Origin of the sequence: Chitinophaga pollutisoli (assembly GCF_038396755.1) — a bacterium.
In the GTDB taxonomy this organism is placed as follows: Bacteria; Bacteroidota; Bacteroidia; order Chitinophagales; family Chitinophagaceae; genus Chitinophaga; species Chitinophaga pollutisoli.
Window position 1 is genome coordinate 5,369,629 of the sequence record NZ_CP149822.1, and the last position, 18,162, is coordinate 5,387,790.

At 55.9% G+C, this 18,162-nt stretch carries 12 protein-coding genes; 6 read left to right on the forward strand and 6 right to left on the reverse strand.

All coding sequences use genetic code 11. From position 1 onward, the window contains the following. Positions 1–30 precede the first annotated feature (30 nt). The 5 genes from WJU16_RS22995 to WJU16_RS23015 form a co-directional block, all read right to left on the reverse strand. Positions 31–2,196, reverse strand: a complete 2,166-nt coding sequence (locus WJU16_RS22995; protein WP_341835698.1) for a c-type cytochrome domain-containing protein — start codon at positions 2,194–2,196, stop codon at positions 31–33. Then, positions 2,196–3,221 carry a 6-bladed beta-propeller gene (locus tag WJU16_RS23000; protein WP_341835699.1) on the reverse strand — a complete coding sequence of 342 codons (1,026 nt, stop codon included), beginning with the start codon at positions 3,219–3,221 and terminating at the stop codon, positions 2,196–2,198. The genes WJU16_RS22995 and WJU16_RS23000 overlap by 1 nt, the downstream gene beginning before the upstream one ends. Positions 3,222–3,231: 10 nt before the next feature. Next, on the reverse strand, positions 3,232–4,686 hold the full coding sequence (locus WJU16_RS23005) for a DUF1501 domain-containing protein (protein WP_341835700.1): 1,455 nt from the start codon (positions 4,684–4,686) through the stop codon (positions 3,232–3,234). 29 nt (positions 4,687–4,715) lie between these two features. Next, entirely contained in the window at positions 4,716–7,028 is a 2,313-nt protein-coding gene (locus tag WJU16_RS23010) for a PSD1 and planctomycete cytochrome C domain-containing protein (protein WP_341835701.1), read from the reverse strand. A gap of 245 nt (positions 7,029–7,273) precedes the next feature. Beyond that, positions 7,274–7,705, reverse strand: coding sequence for a hypothetical protein (locus tag WJU16_RS23015; RefSeq protein ID WP_341835702.1), 432 nt, complete (start codon positions 7,703–7,705; stop codon positions 7,274–7,276). A gap of 28 nt (positions 7,706–7,733) precedes the next feature. Between WJU16_RS23015 and WJU16_RS23020 the strand changes: the two genes are divergently transcribed. Continuing rightward, positions 7,734–9,035, forward strand: coding sequence for a hemolysin family protein (locus tag WJU16_RS23020; protein ID WP_341835703.1), 1,302 nt, complete (start codon positions 7,734–7,736; stop codon positions 9,033–9,035). 47 nt (positions 9,036–9,082) lie between these two features. Here the strand turns inward: WJU16_RS23020 and WJU16_RS23025 are convergent, their stop codons facing one another. Next, complete coding sequence (locus tag WJU16_RS23025) at positions 9,083–9,667, reverse strand: RNA polymerase sigma-70 factor (protein ID WP_341835704.1); 585 nt, start codon at positions 9,665–9,667, stop codon at positions 9,083–9,085. A gap of 277 nt (positions 9,668–9,944) precedes the next feature. On the opposite strand from WJU16_RS23025, the gene WJU16_RS23030 reads away from it, so the two are divergent. From WJU16_RS23030 to WJU16_RS23050, 5 genes are all read left to right on the forward strand, one after another. Beyond that, positions 9,945–10,973 (forward strand): FecR domain-containing protein, encoded by a 1,029-nt coding sequence (locus tag WJU16_RS23030; RefSeq protein WP_341835705.1) that lies wholly within the window; start codon positions 9,945–9,947, stop codon positions 10,971–10,973. Positions 10,974–11,212: 239 nt separating this feature from the next. Then, positions 11,213–14,587: a SusC/RagA family TonB-linked outer membrane protein gene (locus WJU16_RS23035; RefSeq protein ID WP_341835706.1), complete on the forward strand. Its 3,375-nt coding sequence runs from the start codon at positions 11,213–11,215 to the stop codon at positions 14,585–14,587. Between the two features lie 18 nt (positions 14,588–14,605). Then, positions 14,606–16,387, forward strand: a complete 1,782-nt coding sequence (locus WJU16_RS23040; RefSeq protein WP_341835707.1) for a RagB/SusD family nutrient uptake outer membrane protein — start codon at positions 14,606–14,608, stop codon at positions 16,385–16,387. Between the two features lie 139 nt (positions 16,388–16,526). After that, positions 16,527–16,922 (forward strand): hypothetical protein, encoded by a 396-nt coding sequence (locus WJU16_RS23045; protein ID WP_341835708.1) that lies wholly within the window; start codon positions 16,527–16,529, stop codon positions 16,920–16,922. A 294-nt stretch (positions 16,923–17,216) separates the two neighbouring features. Next, entirely contained in the window at positions 17,217–18,038 is an 822-nt protein-coding gene (locus tag WJU16_RS23050) for an alpha/beta hydrolase (RefSeq protein ID WP_341835709.1), read from the forward strand. The last annotated feature ends 124 nt before the right edge of the window (positions 18,039–18,162 follow it).

The window sequence follows — 18,162 nt, forward strand, 5'->3', positions numbered from 1 at the left end:
TGTACGGGGCTTTGCTATTGTCGGATTCGTTTAATTGAACATCACTTCATCCACGAACGCCCAGCCGCGGTTCCCCTTGCCAGGGTGCCACTGCGGCAGCTTCGCGATGGGTTTTACCACGATCTTCAGGCAGGAAACCTGTGTTTCAGGGAAACTGCAATCATACGTGATAGTGCTGTTGGGCTCGCCTTTCTGCCCCGGCGGCGGCGAGAGTTTCTTCAGCAGGCGGAGGTGCTTCGCGTCGGTTCCGCCCCAGACTTCAATCTGTTCCGGCGGGAAGATGTACGCATCCAGGTGCCGGAATGTACTGAAAGAAACCTGTTTCAAAGGTACCGCTTCAGCAAAGAGCACCACCGCATCCATGGGACGGCTGTTGAAACCGAGCCATTTCCCGTTGCCGTAGTTGAAATCTCCCTTCTTTTCGTCCATCAGCGTTTTGGCGCCTTCGCCAACATACTGTCCTTCCGGGAAACTGGTCAGCGCCATGCTATCTGGCCGGTAAGTGGATTGGCTGAAGGAATATTGCACCGGATCGCTGGCGTACCAGCCTTTCTTGCAGGCGATGGCGCGGACGACGGTGCTTTGAGTGAGCAGGAGGCTATCTCCAAACACGGGTGATTGCAGGGAATCCGGCGCGGAACCATCCGTTGTATAGCGGATCTCAACGCCTTTCACCGGGTGTTTCAGCACCAGTTGCATGTTTTTCCCGAAAACTGAATTGGTATTGACGAGCGTGGGCTGGTTGAGTTTGAGCCGCTCGCTGTTTTCGTTGTCGAAACCTTTCACGACCGCCACCTGCGGGAACGCGGCCTGCGCCTTTTGCATGTCTTCGGCGGTGAGCGCGGTGTTCCAGACGTAGAGCTTTTTCAGTGCGGGCGCTTTTTTGAGGGCTAGCAGGTGCTCCAGGGTAACGGGCGCGCCGGAAACGGAAAGGCTTTCCAGGTGCGGGAGTTTTGCCAGTGCGCCGAGCGTTTTGCCGGTTACCTGGGTGAAGCTCAGGTTGAGGACGCGGAGCTCTTTGAATTGCGCCAGCACTTCCAGGTCCGCATCGGTGACGGGCATTTTCTGCAGGTGTATTTCCGTGAGCTGGGCCTTTACCGGCAGCAGTTCTTTCACGGAGGCGATATCGAATTTGTCTTTATTGTACCAGTTGGCCACGAGCGGCGCGGCGTTGAGCGCCACGGGGTACAGCACGCGGTAATTGTTGTTGAGTTTGGCGATGAGGGATTCGTCTGCATGTGGCAACTGCGCGAGGCTGTTATCCGTTCCTGCGGGTTGCAGGCGGGCGGCGGCGAGGAGGCGGAGGGTATCCTGCGCGGGGAGGGCTTTCACCATTCCTTTGAAATCCGCGCCTTGTTGGATCCAGTGATGGAGGATGGCGATCTCGTCGTCCGTCAGCTGGGGTTTGCCGGCCGGCGGCATGTGTTTTTTGTCTGCTTCCGGAAGATGCAGACGCAGCATTAGCAGGCTCGCCGCGGGATCGCCGGGGATGAACAGCTTGCCGTTCTTTCCACCTGAAAGCATTTTATCTTCCGCTTTCATATCCAGCCCCCCTTTTGCTTTGGAAGGGTTGTGGCAGCTCATGCATTTTTCTTCCAGGATCGGCCTAACCACATGCGCGAACAGTTCCGCCTGTTCCAGCGGCACCTGCGGGGCCTGGTAGGCCGGTGTTACGGGCGCCAGTACGAAATTTTCCCCGTGGGTGACCACTGCACCGAAGTGCCCCGTTATCATCAATAGCGCCACCATGGCGACGGATAGCGTTTTTGGCACCCAGATCTTTATCGAATCGCGGAGCCAGTAGCAGGCCGAAGCGGTCCACAGCAACAACGCTCCGCCCCATTTATGCCAGAACAGCGCGCCATCGGCCGGGTATCCTTCTTCGCGCGACAGGAACAAACCCATCATCACGGTCACAGCCGTGCTGAGCGCGCCCAGTAAAAGGAGCCCCGCCGTCAGCTGGTCTTTCCACCGCGCCGCCTCAGGTTCGCGCAGCCGGATGAACGGGAGCACCGCCCCCAGCATCAGCAACACGATCGGGAAATGCAGCACCAGCGGGTGCATGCGCCCCGCCACCTGGAGCCAGGAAGGAACGGCGAGGCGGTCGCCGGCGAGCAGTAAAACCAGCACGAATATATTACAGGCGAAAAGCAATCTTCCGCCCAGGTATTGCCATTTAATTTGCGGTTGTTTCATCAGACCCTGCCGAGTTTATAGGGATACGCCTTGCCCGAAGCCCATTGCGCTACGTAAATGTTTTCATCGTCGTCTACACACACGTCATGCGGATGTATGAAGATCTTCTCCGCCTGCTGCATCCGCTGCAAACGGCCATCGGCATACTTCGGTTCCGTTCCGCCGATATTCGATACCACTTTGTTGTCTTTATCCAGGATCGTCACGAAGCCGCTGCCTTCCAGGTTCATATCGGGCGAGCGGAGCACCGCCGCATAAAGGTTTTGCCCGCGGATCACCGGCCGGCAAACACATGCCCCTGGCAACTCGATCACTTCCAGCAATTCCCCGGCCATGCTGTACCGCTTGAAGCAGTTCCGCGTGCGGTCGGTAACGAGCAGTGTGGGCGTGCCTTTCCGGCGGTCTACCGTGATGCCGTGGGCGTTGTCCAGGTACGCAGTGCCTTCGCCGCGCCCGCCAAACACCGCCAGCAGCTTGCCGTTGCGGTCGAACCGGGAAATGAATTGCGCGCCATAGCCGTCTGCGATGTAAATGTCGCCGTTATCGGCCACCGTCGTTTCCGTGGGCACGAAAGCTTCTTTCTTCGTATACTTCCCGCTGTCCATCGGGCAATCGATCGTCAGTAATATCTTACCGTCGAGCGTGGTTTTGTAGACCTGGTGCTTGTCGGTGTCGGTAATGAGGAGAAATTCTTCCCCGCCTTCGCTGGCCAGCGACAGCCCATGCGCGCCGGGGAATTCGGTGCCCCAGCTTTTCAGCAGCTTACCGGACTTGTTGTATATAAGGACGTTGTTTTTCGTTTCGTTGGTCAGTAAAAAGATGCGGCCTTTTTTGTCCTGCACCATTTCGTGGCAATCTTTAACGGGAAAACGCGTTGCGTCCGCCGTGCTCCATTTCGTGTCGAGCGTGTACCGCATGCCGTTATGCCCGTAAACCGGGCCTTTCGTTTTAGCCAACAGATCGTGCGAGATGTAAAATCCTGCGGTGGCGAGCGCTGCTGCGCGAATAAATTTTCTTCTTTCCATATATTGATATTTAGGCCATCAGTCCGGGGAGTACTTGTCCCGCAACATCTGTAAGCCGGTAGCGGCGGCCCTGGTGTTTGAAGATGAGTTTTTCGTGATCGAGCCCCATGAGGTGCAATACGGTGGCATGGAAGTCGTGTACATGCACGGGATCTTTGACGATGTTGTACCCGAATTCGTCGGTTTCGCCGTATACGATGCCGGGTTTTACGCCGCCACCGGCCATCCAGATGGAAAAGCAGCGGGGGTGATGATCGCGCCCGTAGTTGTCGGCGGTCATCTTGCCCTGGCAGTAATTGGTGCGACCGAATTCACCGCCCCAGATCACCAGCGTTTCATCGAGCAGGCCGCGCTGCTTGAGGTCGGTGATGAGTGCCGCGGAAGCGCGGTCCACGTCTTTGGCCTGACCGGCCATTTCATTCGGCAGGTTACCGTGCTGGTCCCATCCCTGGTGGTACAGCTGGATGAAGCGGACCCCGCTTTCGGAGAGCTTCCGGGCCAGCAGGCAATTGGCGGCGAAAGTGCCGGGAACGAGGCACTCCGGGCCGTAAAGCTTGATGATGTCGTCCGGTTCCTTCGACAAATCGGTCAGTTCCGGCACCGCCGTTTGCATCCGGTACGCCATTTCATATTGCTGGATCTTGGTGCTGATTTCCGGGTCGCCGAACTCCTGGTACGACTGGTCGTTCAATGCCGCCAGCTGGTCAAGCATCTGCCGCCGGTTGGTGGAATCGATGCCGTTGGGGTTGTTGAGGTACAGCACGGGGTTGTCGCCGCTGCTGAACTGCACGCCCTGGTGGATGCTGTCGAGGAAGCCGTTGGTCCAGAGCTTGGAGTACACGCCTTGCCCGTTGCCTTTCCCGCGGGAAAGCAATACGCAAAAGGCCGGCAGGTTCTTGTTTTCGCTTCCCAGCCCATAACTCGCCCACGACCCGAAGCTCGCACGGTTGCCCTGCTGCGCGCCGGTCTGGAAGAACGTCAGCGCCGGATCGTGGTTGATGGCTTCCGTGAACATCGACCGCACGATGCAGATGTCGTCCACGATTTTAGCCGTGTGCGGGAAGAGGTCGCTCACCCAGGCGCGGGCCTCGCCGTATTGCTGGAAGTCGTAATAGGAGCCGACGAGGGGGAACGACGATTGTCCGGCCGTCATCCCCGTCAGCCGTTGCCCCATGCGGATGGAGGCGGGGAGTTCCTGGCCCATCATTTCGCGGAGCTTCGGTTTGTAGTCGAAGCTCTCGAGCTGCGAGGGCGCGCCATTTTGAAAGAGGTAGATCACCCGTTTGGCCTTCGGAGCGAAGTGCGGCACACCTGGCATGAACGCGGCCTCGCTTTCGCTGCTGCTACCGAAGAGGTCGGGGATGAGCAAAGATCCCAGCGCCACGCTTCCTACACCCAGGCTCAGGTTCGAGAGGAATTTGCGGCGGTTCATGTTGAGGTGGCGCTCTATGAATTCGTTTTTCATGATGCGATTATTTAGGCTGAACGGAGGATTCAGGTTTTGGATAACGTTTCTTCGAGGTTGTAGATGGTGGTAATGACCTGCATCATCGCCGCCCACGACGGTTTGTCAAGCCCCTCTGCCTGGGGGTACTCCCCATGTTGCAGGAGCTTCGCGGCTTCGGCGGGGCGCGACTTGAACCATGACTGCTGCTGCGCATAGTATTTGGCGAGCACATCCATTTCCTTCAGCGATGGCGTTCTGCAAACGATACTGCGGAAGGCCTGGCGGATATTTTTTTCCGCATCGCCGCCCTGTTGCAGTAATTTCCCCGCATACACGCGCGAGGCTTCCAGCACTGTGGGGTCGTTGAGCATGATGAGCGCCTGCAATGGCGTATTCGTAGCCGAGCGCTTTACTTCGCACTGGTCGCGGTTGCTGGCGTCGAACAGCATCATGGATGGCGGCGGCACCGTTCTTTTGATGAAGGTGTACAACCCGCGGCGGTACAAACTTTCGCCGTGATCCTGCCGGTAAGTGGCGAGCTGCCCCCTGCCGGAAGTAGCGAGTTCCCACAATCCTTCGGGCTGGTAAGGTTTCACGCTGGGCCCGCCGATGGTGTGCACGAGCAATCCGCTCGATTCCAGCACAAGGTCGCGCACCATTTCGGCCGGCAGCCGGAAACGCGGGCCGCGCGCCAGGTAGATATTATCCGGATCGGCTTCCAGCTTGTCTTTGGAGATGGTGGCAGATTGCCGGTAGGTTTGTGACATAACCATCTGTTTCATCAGTCTTTTCATATCCCAGCCATGATTCATGAAATCCACGGCGAGCCAGTCGAGCAACTGCGGGTGGCTGGGCAGGTCGCCCTGCATCCCGAAATCGCCCGTGCTTTTGACGATACCTTTGCCAAACACCTGCTGCCACATCTGGTTAACGAACACGCGGGCCGTCAGCGGGTTTTTAGGATCGAAGAGCCAGGAAGCCAGCCCCAGCCTGTTGGAAGGATAGGTGGCGTTGAACGGCATCACGGAAGCGGGTGTGCCGGGCTGCACTTCGATGGTGGGATTGTCGTACACGCCGCGCCCCAGCACAAAGGTTTTCCGGACTTCTTCCTGGTCGCCCATAACAGACACGATGAGCCGGTTGGTATCCTGCTGGTTAATGAATCGGAGCGTTCCGGCCAGGTCTTCTTTCGTGATTTCCATGTAGGGCTTCTTGGCGTACGTTTCCGGCCCGCCCACGGTGGATTCAAGCCCTACTTCCTTCACGTTGTTGAAGAAAGCGTACAGCTCGAAATATTCTTTCTGGGAGAAGGGGTCGTATTTATGATCGTGGCACTGGGCGCACTCCATGGTGATGCCGATGAGGCTTTTACTGAAGGTATTGGCGCGGTCGAGCACATACGACACGCGGTATTCCTCGTCGATAACGCCGCCTTCTTCGGTGATTTTATGATTCCGGTTGAAGCCCGAAGCCAGCAGCTGTTCGCGCCCGCCGTCCGGCATCATGTCGCCGGCGAGTTGCCAGGTAACGAAATCTTTGTAGGAGAGATTTTTATTGAAGGCGTAGATGACCCAGTCGCGCCAGGGCCACATGGTGCGGATGTTGTCGTCCTGGTACCCGTGGGAATCGGCGTAACGGGCAACGTCCATCCAGTGGATGGCCATTTTTTCGCCGTAGGCGCTGTCGGCCAGGAGCTCGTCTACCATTCGCTCATATCCTTTTTCGGTGGTGTCTTTGGCGAAGCGTTCCATGCGCGCGGCGGAGGGCGGGAGGCCGGTGAGATCGATGCTGAGGCGTTTGAGGAGCCGTTCGCGGTCGGCCTGCGGGTTGGGGGCGAGGCCTTTTTCTTCCATGCGGGCGAGCACGAAGCGGTCGATTTCATTGCGGGGCCATGATTCGTCGTCAACCGCGGGGAGGGCGGGGGAGGCGGGAGGAACGAACGCCCAGTGGGGTTTATATTTCGCGCCCTGTTTGATCCATTTTTCGATCATTTTGATTTCATGGGCGTTGAGCGCCATGTTGGATGTGGGCGGGGGCATGCGCAGGGAGCTGTCTTCGGTGGTGATGCGCAGGTACACGGCCGATGCCCTGGGGTTCCCGGGCACGAGGGCGTGCAGATCGGGCGATTCCTGCAGGGCTTTGTAGGCGCTGTCCGCAATGTCGAGCCGCAGTCCGGCTTCGCGCTTGTTGGCGTCGGGGCCGTGGCAGGCGAAACATTTGTCGGATAATATCGGGCGGATATGGAAGTTATAATCGACGGAATCCGGCATCACTTCGGCGGTATGTTGCTGCGAGTGGGTGTTGCAGGAAGAAAATGCGGCGGTGAGGCCGATGGCAAAAATTACATAACGATGGAACATGGTACAGTCGGACGATTTCAGTGTTCACGAATACGGATCTTACTCCCTGTGGCTTCTCTGGTTAAATGTTGAATGTCGCCCCCGGGGCGCTTGCTTATCTCTGACGCTATATTGACGGGATGTGAGCGAATATTTGCATTGTTTTTTATCGCTCCTTTTCCTTTTGATTGATCTGTATAGTGAATATACTATTTATTTCGCAATGTCCCATGAAAATATGATCAACGGTTATGTATCGCCGCGCTTCATTTGTTATGCGTACACTTCAGCGCCCAATATACGAGCGGCGGCTGGAACAGCAGGCGGGCGAAGCGTTTCCGGTCGGTATCCAGGCCGAAAGCATTTCGTTTGTTGACATACTGCGAAATATTCCCGGGGAACACGGCGGTGAAGAAAGCCGCGGCGATTTTGCCGGTGGGTTTGCGCTGGCGTTTGTTGCAGAGGATAAGCGCGCTGCCGAGTGTGATTTCCGCGATCCCGGAATAGACGACGGTATCGTCTTTTCTGAGGGATACCCAATCCGGAACCTGCGCCTGGAATTCCCGGCGCTTGAAAGAAAGGTGCGCGATGCCCGTGAAAACAAGCCCCGCGCCGAGGGCGATCCGGGCGGCATTGGCGATGGTGGCGTCTCTCACAACCGTAGTGAAAACAACTTGCGGAAAGTGACAGTAAACCATATCTTTATGGTTTAACTTTTAAGACAAAATGACTTTCGATATCCTGCTTACTTTATTCCTCGTTTTGCTGAACGGCTTCTTCGTAGCTGCTGAATTCGCCATTGTGAAAGTGCGTTCTTCACAAATCGAAGTAAGCGCCGGCCGCAGCGCCGCCGTGTCCAACGTGGCGCGGAGCATCGTCAACAACCTCGACGGTTACCTGGCCGCTACACAGCTGGGGATCACCCTGGCTTCGCTGGGGCTTGGCTGGGTGGGTGAGGACGTAATGACGACCCTTATCTTATCCCTTTTTGGTGCAATGGGCCTTACGATCGATCCGGCGACGGCGCACAAGATCGCCCTGCCGGTGGCGTTTTTCTGTATTACCGTGCTGCATATTGTTTTCGGCGAGCTGGCGCCCAAATCGCTCGCGATCCGCAAACCGGTGCCCACCACTTTCGCGGTGGCGCTGCCACTGAAGGTATTCTATGTGATCTTCCGCCCGTTTATCTGGATGCTGAATGGTTTCGCCAACGCGATCCTGAAGCTCGTTGGAATCACACCCGTACACGAGCACGGTGACATCCATTCGGAAGAGGAATTGAAAGTCATCATCGCCGAAAGCCACCAGGGCGGCGTGATCGAAGAAACGGAGAAAGCGCTCATCCAGAACGTGTTCAACCTCGGCGACCGCCAGGCTTCCACGCTCATGACGCCCCGCAATGAACTGGTGTGGCTCAATGTGAACGATCCCGCGGACGTCAACCGGAAAAAAATCCTTTCCAATAAACACACGTTGTACCCGCTCACCAACGGCGACCTCGATTCGGTTTATGGCTTCGTATACTCCAAAGACCTGCTGAACGACAACCTCACCGAATCCCTCCGGCAGCTGGAATCCTACAAAAAGAAATTGCTCCTCGTTACCACGCATAACCGCACTTACCAGATCCTCGACCTCTTTCGCAAGGAGAGGATTTACCAGGGCATGGTGGTCGACGAGTTCGGCGCGGTGAAAGGGATGATCACCATCAATGATATCGTGGATGCGTTGGTGGGGGATATTTCAGAAACGAATGAATTTGAATATGAAATGAAACGGCAGGACGATGGCGCCATGCTCGTGGACGCACAGATTCCTTTCGTGGAATTCCTCGAACGGATGCACATCCCGGCTGACCAGAAGAAAATCAACCTCGTGAACTTCGCCACCCTGGGCGGCTTCATCCTCGACCGGCTGGGGCGCATCCCCGCCCCGGGCGACAGCATTAATTGGCGCGGGCTTCGCTTTGAAGTGAAGCAGATGGACCAGCACCGCATCGCCAAGGTGGAGGTACGCGACGAGGCGTAACAAGACTGATTGCAAATAAAAAGGCCCGCCATTCCGGCGGGCCTTTTTCATATCGTAAGGGGATCAATCTTCTTCATGACCTGCATACCCAGCCGGAAAGTCACAGCGGTGGAGAGCTTCTTCAGCGCGATGGCCAGCTGGTTTTCCACTGTTTTGGCGGAGAGGTCCAGGATGGCCGCGGCTTCTTTATAGCGCAGGCCGTATTGTTTCACGAGAATAAACACTTCGCGGCATTTGGGCGGGAGCTCGCGGATGGCTTCTTCTATCTTTCCCATCATTTCGGAAGTAATAAGCAATTGTTCCGGATCGGGGGAGAACTGCAGCTGCCCTTCGTCGCTCTCATGCAGGGGAATGTTGCGCTGCGCGGATTGCCGGCGGGTATGATCCACCACCTTGTTGCGTGCCGCCACGAACAGATACACCTGCGGATTGCGAACATCGCCCAGCATATGGCGCTTCTGCCAGCACTGCACGAATACGTCATGCGTGATTTCTTCCGCAGCTTCCCGGTCTTTCAGTAAAGAACAGGTGAACCGGAAAAGCGTCACGAAGAAGTGGTCATAAAATTGCCGGAAAGCCTGTTGGTCGTTTTCCTCCGTCATTTTCCTGAATAAGGCTGCAGTGTCAATCATACCAGCTGCAATTTATCATACGTAGATTATGCTAAAGTTAACAAATCGGGCGATGAAAAAAAGAATGTCTCACTGTCGTGTTGTAAAATAGGCAAATTAAATGGGAAATAATACATACCCTTTTATTCCGATGCTTGCTGCAAACGTTTGTCCGGCGCGCTCCGCGGAAGAAATATTTTTTTGGATCGTTTTGGGGGTTTTTGAAATAAGTGCTCGTCCTTCAGATGTAAAAGGATCCAAATAGATGCACGATTCACACGAGAGACTATTCATATTGATGTCCAGGAGGATGGCCGGAGAGGCGACGGACGCGGAGCTCGAAGAGCTGGCGGCGCTGCTGGCGGCTGAGCCGGGGCTCCAGTATACCCTGAACATGGTGGAGAAGCTGACGCCGCTTCCCAAGCCCGGCGACGCCGCTACGGAAGAGGAGCTGGCGCGCAAAAGGCGCGGGCTTCGCCAGATCGACGAGCTGCTGGCGCAAACCCCGGCTCCGGCGGTCCGCAGGCGGCTGCCTGTGCGCTGGATGGCAGCGGCAGGCTTGCTGCTGCTGGCAGGTGCAGGCGGAGTATTATATTTTATGGCGGGAGAGCCGGCGCGCCCGTCTGTCGCCGAAACGGCTTTTGGCGTCACGAAGAAGGAAGTGCAGCTGCCCGACGGATCGCGCGTGATACTCAATGCCGGCAGCAAGCTGACCTATGACTCCGCGGCCCTGGCACGCGGCGAAAGGGTGGTGCGTCTTACGGGAGAGGGGTTCTTCGACGTGAAGGCCAGTGCGGAACATCCTTTTATCATTCAAACGGGCAAAGTGGATGTGCGCGTGCTGGGTACGACCTTCAACCTGAAAGCCTATCCCAATGACCGCCGCGTGGAAACTTACCTGATTTCCGGGAAGGTGGAAGTAGCCTATAAAACGAAAGGAGAAGAAGCGCAGATCCGGTTACAACCACTGGAAAGGGTGGTGATCGACCTGCCGGTCCTGGACGACGCGCCAGCGCCTGCCCTCAGGCCCGTGCCGGTAGCTGTAATACAGCCCGACCCGGCAGACGGATCGATAGCGGCCGCCAGCAAAGAGCCCGCCTGGATGCAGGGCCGCCTGGAATTTGAAAACGTGACGTTCGAGCAATTGGTTAATGAACTGGAAAGATGGTATGATGTAAAGATTACGCTACAAAATGATAAGCTCAAAGGCGAGGTATTCTCCGGCGCCTTTAATAACAAACCGCTATCCGAAGTGCTGCAGGCCTTGCAACTCACCTTGCAGTTCCGGTACCGTATGCAGGAAGGAAATCAAATTGAAATCTGGTAAACCATTTAAGTACAAAAAAGCTGCGCCTATGATATAGCATTTCAACTCCGCTACTGATGGCCAACAAAAAAAGGAAGTGCGGCTACACCTCCTTTTTGTCTGTTGGCTGATAACTGCCGCCTTGTCTTGAGAACATGGGGACGGCCCTTTTATTCAACCGACAATTCAAAAGTATGAAAAAAATCCGTACATGCATTTTACCTGTACCTGAAGAGCGATTAAAAAAAATATTACTGCGTATGAAATTGACTTCCGTACTGCTGCTGGCTGCGTTTCTGCAGGTAAGCGCAAATGGATATTCGCAGGAAAAGCTCAGTCTGGATTACGCGAACATCAACATCAGGAAGCTGTTGACGCTGGTAAGCAAAAAAAGCGATTATACTTTCCTTTACCGCAACGTAACCATCCCTGACAAAACAGTGAACATCCGCGTAAAAGATGCGTACGTCATGGATATCCTGCGGGAGACCCTGGCAGGAACCAACCTATCTTTTCGCCTTCTGTCGGGCAAGCTGATCGTGATCACGCCCGCCGGCGAAACCATACAGGCGCGCCCTGTAAAAGGGATCGTACTGTCAGAAGATGGTACCCCGCTCATCGGCGTGACTATTATGGTCAAAGGTACCACCAGAGGTACGCAGACCGATGCCGAAGGGCGCTTCAGCCTGGAAATCCCCGACAACGCCACGCTCATCGTTTCCTATATCGGCCACGAATCCCAGGAATTGCCTGCCGGATCGGGTGAAGGCGACTTGCGCATCGTACTGAAAAACGGCTCCAGCGGGCTGACGGAAGTAGTAGTTGTGGGATATGGCGCACAGAAAAAGATCAACCTCAGCGGCGCGGTAGACATGGTTTCCGGGAAGGAGTTGCAGAACCGCCCCATCAATAATATCGCCAATGGCCTGCAGGGGCTGTTGCCGAACCTGAACATCACCGTGGGCAACGGCCGCGTGACCTCCAATCCCTCGTTCAATGTGCGTGGTTATACCTCGCTTTCGGGTGGCGGGCCTTTCATCCTGGTCGATAACATCCCGGCAACGGGCGATGAACTGAACCGCCTCAACCCGGCCGATATTGAGAATATCACCGTGCTGAAAGACGCATCCGCCGCCGCGATTTACGGCGCCCGCGCCGCCTTCGGCGTGGTGCTCATCACCACCAAATCGGGTACTTCGGATAAGTTGTCCGTATCCGTCAACACCAATTACGCCCTGCGTAACCTGGGTGCGGTACCCGAGATTGTGACAGACCCGTACCTTACCATGGATTATAAACACCGCGCCGCCACACCGCTGTACAACCTGTACCCGGACGCCGTGCGCGAATACGCAAAGAAACGCTCCGCCGATCCCTCGCTCCCCGCGGTGATCGTGGATCCCACCGATGCTACCAAATACGCATACTATGGTACTACCGACTGGCTGCATGAAGCTTACCGGAACGCCGCTCCTGCCTCCACCACCAACTTCAGCGTTTCCAGGAAGAGCGACAAAGTGGCTTATTACCTTTCCGGCGAGTACTTCCGGTACGAAGGGCAGCTGAAGTATGGCAACGATATCATGAACCGTTACAACCTCCGCGCGAAAGTGAACTACCAGCTGAGCGACCGCATCAAGCTGGGGGCCAATACCACTTTTACAAGCCGGGATTACAACTCGCCCGTGTTCCTCGACGGCAACTTTTTCCATGAGTTGAATCGCACGGCGGCGCTCTCCGTTCCCCGGAACCCTGACGGCAGCTGGACCAAGGACGGTGCATACCTTCTCGGCAGGCTGGAGGAAGGCGGCCGCACGAAGAGCTATATCAATGAGTATACCGCTACGCTGAACGGCGAGCTGAACATCATCAAAGACATGTGGGACCTGAAGGGCGACGCTACCATCCGCCGCACCAACAATACCATCCATTCTTTCGATATATCGGTTCCCTACTATGACGGCCCCGGCCAGCCCGTGAAGTACTCGGGCGCCAATCCTTCCTACGCCACTACGGGCGCGGATGCCGCGCGATACAACGTATTCAACGTTTATACCGATTTCCATAAAACGATCGCGAAGAAGCATTATGTGCAGGCGCTTGCCGGCTACAACCAGGAATACCGTTACGACGAGTCTGCCCGCGCTACGCGGCAGGGCCTCATCAGCACATCGCTGCCTACGCCGCAGCTGGCTACCGGAACCGTTACGCAGTCGCAGTCCATCGCCGATTGGGCGGTGCAGGGGCTGTTTTATCGCCTGAACTATATCTATGACGACAAGTACATCCTGGAACTGAATGGACGTTACGACGGTACATCGCGCTTCCCTTCCAAAGACCGCTGGGGCTTTTTTCCCTCCGTATCTGCGGGATGGGTGGTTACGGGAGAGCAGTTCTTCAAACCCATTGCACAACGCATCCGCCTTGATTACCTGAAATTCCGCGGGTCCTACGGTTCGCTGGGCAACCAGGCGATTTCGCAGCCGTACGCTTACATTCCCACGATGGCATCGGGCCAGATCGGCCAGATCCTGGACGGCTCGCGCCCCATGATGGTGAACCAGCCCGGCGCCGTTTCCGCTTCGCTGACCTGGGAAAAGATCAAGACGCGCAACTTCGGCTTCAACATGGCCTGGCTGAACAACCGCCTGACCATCGACGCGGATATCTATACCCGCGAAACGGAAGGCATGCTCGTGAAATCCAAAACGCTGCCTTCCGTTTTCGGTACGGCAGAACCGAACCAGAACGGCGCTTCGCTGAAGACGAACGGTTGGGAGCTGAGCTTTAAATGGAGCGACCATGTGACCGTAAGCGGTTCCCCGCTGAACTATTCGGCCCGCTTCATCCTGGCCGACAGCCGCGCGTACATCACCAAATTCGACAACCCGACCCGCCTGATCGGCGACCGTTATGTAGGAGAGGAGCTGGGTGAGATCTGGGGCTTCACTTCGGCAGGGTTCTTCCAGTCGGAACAAGAGCTGCAGAAATGGGCCGACCAGACCGCGGTTGGCTCCGATGACCAGAAACTCAAGTTCTATGTGGGCGACCTGAAGTTCGCTGATCGGAACGGCGACGGAAAAGTGGATTATGGCAAAAATACCGTAACCGACCCCGGCGACCGCCACATTATCGGCAACAACCGCATGCGCCTGCCGTATAGCGTGGACCTGAGTGGCGACTGGAAAGGCTTCGATCTGCGGGTGTTCTTCCAGGGCATCGGCAAGCGCGACTGGTACCCCAATCCCAGCAACCACTATTTCTGGGGCGTGTACGCACAACCCTGGACCAACGTGCAGGTGCACAACCTCGACGCCTGGACGCCTGAAAACCCAAACGGCTACTTCCCCCGCCTGAAATCCTATATCGCCGAAGATGCGTCCGAATTGGGTGCCGCGCAAACCGGTTACCTCCAAAACGCGGCCTACCTGCGCCTGAAGAACATTACCGTAGGTTATACACTGCCCGGCAACTTCACCCGCAAAGCCCGGATCGAAAGACTGCGCTTTTACTTTAGCGCGGAAAATATCTGGACCAGATCGCACCTGAAAGCGAAAATCGATCCGGAAGGACTGGACGGTTCCGTGTATCCTTTCCAGCAAACCTATTCCGGCGGCCTGAACCTGAATTTTTAACGGATAAGCAAACAACACATGAAAAAGATCAAGCTGTATATATGTTTCGGATTGGTGACTGCGGCGGCGGTATCGTGCAAGAAGAACTTCCTGGACCGCTTTCCGAAAACCGAAGTAACCAAAGAAGTGTTCTTCAATTCCCCGCAGGACCTCGAAACCTACACCAACGGGCTTTATGGCCAACTTGGCCCTTCGTACGACGATATCCAGTCCGACAATACGAGCAACTACCAGGCATCCATTTACGTGGATAATCTCGTGCGCGGCACGATAACCCCGGTAACGGTAGGTGGCTGGAACGATTGGGACCGCCTGCGCCGCATTAACTTCATGCTCGAAAATTCCGGAAAGGCACAGGGCGACGGTGCGGCCATCCGGCATTTTGTCGGTATCGGTAAATTTTTCAGGGCACTATTTTATTTCAACAAGCTGCGCGACTATTCCGACGTGCCCTGGTACGGCAAGACCCTGTCGAACGACGATCCGGACCTGTACAAAGGCCGCGATACCCGCGCCCTTATAGCAGACTCCATTCTGGCCGACCTGAACTATGCGGCAGCGCATATTAAGCCCGACGAGGGTAACCGCACCCGGGTGAGCAAATGGGTGGCGCTGACCTTGCTGAGCCGTTTCGGCCTGTATGAAGGCACCTACCGGAAGTACCATCCGGAGCTGAATCTGTCCGCCGACCACAAGCGCTTCCTGGAACGTTCCGTATGGGCGTCCGAACAGATCATGGGCAGCAACCGGTTTGCCATTCACAATACAGGGAAGATCGGGGAGGATTACCGTGCCCTGTTTTGCAGCGCCACGCTGAGTGGCGTGAAGGAAGTGATCATGTGGGAGGATAACCAGCAGACACTGGGCGCTTCCAACAATACGCATACCGTGTTGGGTTATCTCTGGGCGCTAAGCAACAGCCTGGCCGAAACATATCTTATGAAGGACGGTACGCCTTTCACCGCACAGCCCGGCTACGCCACCAAAACGTTGCTGGAGGTGCTGAAGGACCGTGATCCCCGTATGAATGAAACTTTCGCGTCGCCCGGGTTTTCACCGAACCTGGACGGGAAGCCGTACATCACCAAGCCTACTATCGGCGGGTACGACCAGGTGAAATTCTATCCCCGTTTGCCATCGCAGCGCCAGGGATGGGATGCCAACTATACCGCCCTGCCGATCTTCCGCTACGCCGAAGTGTTGCTGAACCTCGCTGAGGCGAAGGCAGAGCTGGGAACGATCACGCTGGCCGATCTTAACAATACCGTGAACCTGCTGCGCGACCGCGTGGAAATGCCCGCCATGACTTTGGCGCCTGCGGCGGATCCCGTACTGGCGGCCCAATATCCGGGTGTGGCCAGCGGCCTGCTGCTGGAGCTGCGCCGGGAAAGAAGGGTAGAGCTGGCTTGTGAGGGCTTCCGCTATGCCGATCTGATGCGCTGGAAAGCTGGCGCCCGCCTCCAGGACGTACAGGGCGGCATGTATGTGCCTGCGCTCGGTGCCATGGACGTAACGGGCGACGGTAACCCCGATATTGCCATCCTGGCCTCTCCGAACGACGAGTCCCCCATCGCAGGTCTGCCGGAAGATGTGAAGAAGAACCTCACGAAATTCCACCTCAAAGATGCCGCCGGGAAGGATAACAACTTCTTCCTCTCCGAGGGCACCAAAGGCCGCATCCTGTTCACTGTAGACCGCGACCAGCCGCGGACATTCACCGAGCCCAAATTTTACTATAAACCCGTTCCCCAGCAACAGACGGTGCTGAACCCTGCGCTGAAACAAATATTCGGTTGGTAAAGGAAAGGAACCGATAACCCTAAGCTACCGGCCTCCGTGCCGGTAGCTTCCCTTTCCGTTGACCGGTGTTACACCTGGCTTTTCTGCTGCTTTGCGTGGGCTGTTCCTTCATTTTCTCACCTCGGGTAAATTAAAACCCATGAAAAAGATCCTTCTTTTTACCCTGTTTGCGTCCATAGCATTATTGCCCAATATAAATATCTCCCAGGCCCACGCCGCCGTATCGAAGGCCTTCTGTATGATTTCCGGCTTCAAAACCTGGGATGATTACCCGCATACACCTGCACCGGCCAGCTATACCGTGAACCTCACCACCGGCGGTACCGCCACGATGGTAGTATACGGTGACCCGCTGGACCCGGATTACATCACGGTAGACGGGTACGTGATGAGTGTGAGCCATACGAACCATTCCTTCGACGGGATGGAAACGATCGAAGAATGGACCGGCACTGTGAATGGTACGCCCATGCGCTACCGAGCGAGACAAATTTATTCCTACCTGACTCTCCAGGGCTGGTACGGTAACCTCTAAAAAACATCACCTGCGCAAAGCAAATCCCCGACAATGCAACGGGCGCCAGTTATACCGGTGCCCGTTTTTTATTGTATGCCGGGATATGCTTATATGATGGGGTTGGTGTTAAATATAGGGTAGTAGCGAACAAGTTAAAATTATCGGTTGTAAAAAAATGGCGGCCTGACGGAAACCATTCGTTGACCGGATCCTGTATTCGGTTGCCGGAATTCGTGTTCAAGTTCCTGGAAAACAACGGGCTGCGTAGATTGGACCGCAATAGAAATCTTTTTCACATTTAAATCGAATCCAATGAGCAAGATCACTTTAAGAGACGGAACGAAAATGTTTTACAAGGATTGGGGAACCGGCCAGCCGATCGTGTTCCACCACGGATGGCCGCTGTCGGCCGACGACTGGGACGTGCAGATGTTTTTCTTCCTGGAACAGGGATACCGGGTGATAGCGCACGACAGGCGCGGGCATGGGCGCTCCGGGCAGTCGGCCGGCGGCCACGACATGGACACTTACGCCGAAGACGTGCACGAACTGGCGAAGCACCTCGACCTGAAGGATGCGATCCATGTGGGGCATTCCACCGGCGGCGGAGAAGTGATCCGGTATGCGCATAAATTCGGGAAAGGCCGCGTGGCAAGGGCCGTACTCATCAGCGCTGTGCCGCCCGTGATGGTAAAATCCGACAGCAACCCCGGCGGCGTGGATATCTCGGTGTTCGACGATATACGGAACAATACGGCCAAACACCGCGCACAATTCTACCAGGACATCACCTTTCCCTTCTATGGCTACAACCGCGAAGGCGCGAAAGTATCCAAAGGCATCCAGGACTACTGGTGGCGCCAGGGGATGATGGGCTCCATCAAAGCGCACTACGATTGCATCAAGGCGTTCTCCGAAACGGATTTCACGGAAGACCTGAAAGGCGTGGACATCCCGGTGCTGATCATGCACGGGGAAGACGACCAGATCGTGCCGTACGAAAACGCTGCGCCCAAATCCGCCAAACTCGCGAAAAAGGGCACGCTGATATCTTATCCGGGCTTCCCGCACGGGATGCCGACCACGGAACATGAGACAATCAATAAAGACCTGTTGAACTGGCTGAAATCATAAACTGGATATACATTTGAGTGTTTTAGAGAAAGGAAACCTGCAGCACTGCAGGTTTTTTTATGCCAGGCCGGTATAGGTGAAGACCTAAATTATGCCATTGTTTCGTCAATTCGTTTCAATATTT